The organism is Ralstonia sp. TCR112, from assembly GCF_007997035.1.
GTDB classification, from domain to species: Bacteria; Pseudomonadota; Gammaproteobacteria; order Burkholderiales; family Burkholderiaceae; genus Ralstonia; species Ralstonia edaphi.
The window spans coordinates 1-527 of the sequence record NZ_VOSS01000220.1 but is presented as its reverse complement, the minus strand read 5'-3'; the positions used below and the strand labels follow the sequence as shown (position 1 = coordinate 527).

Annotated in this window: 1 protein-coding gene; it reads left to right on the top strand. The window is 59.6% G+C overall.

What is annotated here, in order from left to right:
* The coding region (locus tag FUT88_RS25460; RefSeq protein WP_261797298.1) for an MATE family efflux transporter at positions 1 to 390 on the top strand (390 nt) is incomplete at its 5' end.
* Positions 391 to 527: the final 137 nt, after the last annotated feature.

Genomic DNA, 527 nt, shown 5'->3' with positions numbered 1-527 from the left:
GTGATGTGTGCGGTTGCCGTTGGCGCGGCGGTGTTGTTCCTGCGGCGGGAGTTGGTGAGCCTCTACACACACGATGCCGCTGTCCTGGCGATTGCGGTGCCGCTGCTGCCTTTCATTGCCTTCTACCAGATGTTCGACGCGCTACAGGTCATGACGGCGTTTATCCTGCGCGCATACAAGATCGCGCTCATCCCAACCGTTATCTACGCGCTCTCACTGTGGGGCGTAGGCCTGGGCGGCGGCTATGTGCTCGGATTTGGACTGCTGGGGGACGTTGCGACGGCACTGCGTGGCGCAGCGGGCTTTTGGGCGGCCAATGCGCTCAGTTTGATGGTGGCCGGTGCATTGCTGCTCAGCTATTTCAATCGCGTCAGCCGCACCGCCGATTAAAGCAAGCCATTCGCGGCCGCTTTAAAACGACATCAATCCGGATCGACTGGAATTGAATAGAAAGCGCAAAAGAAAAAACCCGCTGCAAGCAGCGGGTTTTGATTTGGCGGAGCGGACGGGACTCAACCCGCGACCCC